4 protein-coding genes are annotated in these 3,336 nt (G+C 33.8%); all 4 read right to left on the reverse strand.

The window, feature by feature from the left end; all coding sequences use genetic code 11:
* Nucleotides 1-187: 187 nt before the first annotated feature.
* Complete coding sequence (rlmD, locus tag ACWG42_RS14860) at nt 188-1,504, reverse strand: 23S rRNA (uracil(1939)-C(5))-methyltransferase RlmD (RefSeq protein WP_455793345.1); 1,317 nt, start codon at nt 1,502-1,504, stop codon at nt 188-190.
* A 120-nt stretch (nt 1,505-1,624) separates the two neighbouring features.
* Complete coding sequence (locus tag ACWG42_RS14865) at nt 1,625-1,795, reverse strand: hypothetical protein (RefSeq protein ID WP_455793346.1); 171 nt, start codon at nt 1,793-1,795, stop codon at nt 1,625-1,627.
* 82 nt (nt 1,796-1,877) lie between these two features.
* Nucleotides 1,878-2,702, reverse strand: a complete 825-nt coding sequence (locus tag ACWG42_RS14870; protein WP_455793347.1) for a YihY/virulence factor BrkB family protein — start codon at nt 2,700-2,702, stop codon at nt 1,878-1,880.
* 21 nt (nt 2,703-2,723) lie between these two features.
* Nucleotides 2,724-3,206 (reverse strand): DUF4358 domain-containing protein, encoded by a 483-nt coding sequence (locus ACWG42_RS14875; protein WP_455793348.1) that lies wholly within the window; start codon nt 3,204-3,206, stop codon nt 2,724-2,726.
* Nucleotides 3,207-3,336 lie beyond the last annotated feature (130 nt).

Consider the following 3,336-nt stretch of genomic DNA (forward strand, 5'->3'; position numbering starts at 1 on the left):
AGGACTTCCTTCAGATTCCATCTCACGATGGACACCCTTGTCTTCGACTAGTGGTTAGCGACTAAACCTCCACAGTGGACTTTCACCACTTAGATGTATGCCATGCCCGGCACACGAAAAAAACAGGAAATAGAATGCCTTTCCTGTTTTATAAAGTAATGAATTACTAAATTCCATAACCCTTTCTTTATTTTAATCTTATTAAGCGTACTACACTTTCCACGTGTTGTGTATGTGGGAAGATATCTAAAGGCTGTACTCTTTCTACTTTGTATCTAGAAGATAGTACTGCGATGTTTTTGCCTAGGGTTGCTGGATTACAAGATACATAAATGATTTCTTTGATCTTACTTTTAAGGATACAATCTAACATTGCATCATCTAAACCACTTCTTGGAGGATCGACAACAAGAACATCAATACTACGTTTCTTTGAGATATATGTTAATTTATTTGCGGCATCATCACAAAGGAAGGATACATGCTCACATCCATTCAACTTCGCATTTGCATTCGCATTTATTACAGCGTCTTTGATAGTTTCAATTCCTATAATTTCATCTGCTTTATCCTTTAAATACAAGGAGATGGCACCAATACCACTATAGGCTTCAACGATGAGTCCTTTATGACCCTCTACCATGGAAGCGATCGTACGATATAATTGTACCGCTTGTAAGCTGTTTAGCTGGAAGAAAGAGCGTGGAGATACTTGTAGATGTAAACCATCCAATTCTAAAGGTAATAGTCTTTCTCCTGCCAAAAAGATCATTTTAGGACCGAACACCTCTGGTGATTTTTTTATGGTATGGATACTTTGCCATAGGCTGCACATTCCCTTAATACGCATAATTTGATCGATTGCACGAGTATCTATGTCATCATTTCCAGTCACAAGTGTACATTGATATTTTCCATCGAACCCACGTATTACAACAGAGCGAATTCCCTTTTTCTCATGGAATTCGTAAGGTTCTATTCCATATTCCATAAGAATATCCATAACATCTCTACGTGTACGTTCCAATCCTGATTCATGTACCCAACATTTTTTTATCTCAATAAAATAATTGGAATTTGGCATATATAAACCACTAGATATTTCCCCGTAATCATTTAATGCACATGGCATTTTAAATTGATTACGATATTCAAATACTTGTTCACTCGCAAGAACTTTCCCAATTCTTCTAGGATCTACTTGCGCATATTTAATCAAAGATTGTTTCAGTATTTCTCGCTTATATTGTAATTGTGCTGGATATTTAGCGATCATCAAAGGACATCCACCACATGCATGTTGAATCTTACATTTTGGTTCAATACGATCCTTGCTCTTCTTTACTATATAATTTACTTCTGCCGTTGCATAACGACTTTGACGTTCTATAATACGTACGTCTACTTCTTCATCCATTAAAGCACCTGGTATAAATACAGGAGTTCGATCAAGATATCCTATTCCTTCTCCATTAATTCCTGTTTTCTTTATTGTTAATTTCATAAACAACCTCACTTTTCGTACATTTTTACTACTTCCTAGTATATCATACAGGATATGAAATAGATAGCAAGCATAGTTTTATAAAAATAGAGATATTCCTAAGAATACCTCTACATCGTCTTATTTTTTATCATCTTTTATTTTTTTGTTTTGCATCATACTACCATAACACAAAAACAAAGCACCAATTGCCATCATAATGACCTCTTGTGTAAATAAGTATCCTATAAAAAACATGCCTCCTACGATATATAATACAATCGTAATAATTTCTAATTTATTCTTACGCATACGATTTCCTCATCTCATTCTTTTATTCTTCTATATAGTAACGTACTTTATCACTTTTGTGAAGACCAATGTTTGATGGATTTTACTTAAAGAAGCGTGCTTTTATAGAATCTGTTAGTTTTTGACAATACATAAAGAATCTTTCATTTTTAAGTGGTAATTTCGATTCGTTTTGGTATTCATCTTCAAATACAATGTTTAAACAAAACCCTAAGTATACAATACATGAGATTAAGTAAATGGCCAATAATAAGGTTACTAAAGCAGCTAAGGGTCCATAGATATCATTATAAGAAGTAAAGGTTTGTACAATGTTTACGAATAGGGCAGCCAATGCCATGATACAAATCGTTGAAAACATACCGCCAATCATACCAAATCCCCAGTTGCGTTTACGAAAGCTAAGGGTACGGTACAATCCAGTAAAAAACAAAAGCATAAAGCTTGCGGATATCACGGGTAGAAATTTGGAAAAGCGAGTTGCTAGAAACACACCAACAATTAAAAAGGCGGTGGATAGAATAAACAACATAATGGATTTCACACGGATCGACCATTTCGGTACATCTACTTCCTCATGGGATGCGCTGATTAAGAGGAATGAGAATATACTACGAGAAGCTAGATAGAATGAAACACTGACAGTTACAATAAAGGAAACAATACTATAATCTTTATCGGAAAAGAACACAAAGATTTTATCCAATGTAGTGACACTGGTATCTGGTAAGAAGTTCACAACAAAATTCAAGATAATTTCGATTGGTAAATAAGCATATCGAAAAAGCATCGCAAACAACAACAAAGAGGGGGCGAGTGCCAACATCAAAGAAAACGATAACGAGTATCGAAAAAGACTTCCCTCAAAGGATGTAAATTCTTGATATATGTTCTTTAGTTTATCCATAAAATCACCCATTCATAAGCTTTATTCACTGTTACGTATATAGTTTACCACCTTTTTGCAATCTTCACCAAGAATAAAGTAATAATATTTTCCAATTCTTCCCTGTTTGTATTGAGATAATTTTTTTGTTGTATCTTGTACATAATTTGTATAAGTTGAGGATAGTTTTTGTAGGCGATATTGAATGGAATCTTTGATCATAGAATCATATTGTTGATCTGCTTTAAAGAAAGCTATCTCAACAAACTGCGCTTCTATTAAGGAACTTTTAATTAAACAATCTTCTATTTTGGTCATATCCATATGATATTCTTGTTCCACTTTGTGTTTACTCCAAGCTTCCTCATTGAAAAGCCCCATTCTCCAATTATTTTTTTCTATTTGTTCTTCTATTCTTTCACTAAAACTTTCCATATCTAAGGTTCCTTCATTGATAGAACCAAATGATGATTGACATCCACACAAAAAAAGACAAATACACATACACCATAGGATTTTCTTCATAACAAACCCTTGTATGATACTTGTGTACCTTGCGACAGAGTATCATACACTCCTTTCATTTTTTTGATAAACTATAAGTAGAACCTTATCAATTAATTTATAGTAAGGCGTTGTCCTTTTAAAGGAGAGT

The sequence above is a fragment of the Amedibacillus sp. YH-ame10 genome (genome assembly GCF_053848885.1).